Annotated in this window: 1 protein-coding gene; it reads left to right on the top strand. The window is 65.8% G+C overall.

Going from position 1 to position 714, the window contains the following annotated elements; translation table 11 throughout:
* Positions 1 to 97: 97 nt before the first annotated feature.
* A partial coding sequence (locus HX846_RS37875; protein ID WP_178967543.1) for a DEAD/DEAH box helicase occupies positions 98 to 714 on the top strand: 617 nt, incomplete at its 3' end.

Below are 714 nucleotides of genomic sequence, written 5' to 3'. Positions count from 1 at the left end.
CTCGCCACAACAAGCTCCCTTACCGCAGCAAGATCCCTCACCACAGGGAATGCATCCCGGGGTTGCAAGTTGCCGGGGCCGGCCGCATAAATTGGGGATGAACCTTCCTGAATCAACGGACACGGTCTTGAACGGTTTCCACCCCGCCGTCAGCACCTGGTTCCGCAGCACGTTCCCGTCGGTGACCGCCGCCCAGGCCCAGGCGTGGCCGCTGATCCGCCAGCGCCGCTCCACACTGATCGCCGCACCCACCGGCTCCGGCAAGACCCTGACTGCCTTTCTCGCGGTGCTGGACGATCTCGTGCACCAAGGCCTGGCCAATGGCGGCCAACTGCCAGACCAAACGCTGGTGGTCTACGTCTCGCCCCTGAAGGCTCTTTCCAACGACATCCAGATCAACCTGCAAACCCCGCTGGCCGGCATCACCGAGCACTTGCAGCGCCTCGACCTGCCACCGCTGGCGATCCGCACCGCCGTGCGTACCGGCGACACCCCACAGAAAGACCGCGCCCTGATGCGCAAGCACCCGCCGCACATCCTGGTCACCACCCCGGAATCGCTCTACGTGCTGCTCGGCTCGGACTCGGGCCGGCAGATGCTTGCCAGCACCCGCACGGTGATCGTCGATGAGATCCACGCCATCGCCGCCAGCAAGCGCGGCAGCCACATGGCCCTGACACTGGAGCGCCTGCAGGGTTTGTGCAGCGAACCGCT

Source organism: Pseudomonas sp. K5002 (assembly GCF_013386655.1).
Classification (GTDB): Bacteria; Pseudomonadota; Gammaproteobacteria; order Pseudomonadales; family Pseudomonadaceae; genus Aquipseudomonas.
This window is presented reverse-complemented; position numbering and strand designations above follow the sequence as displayed.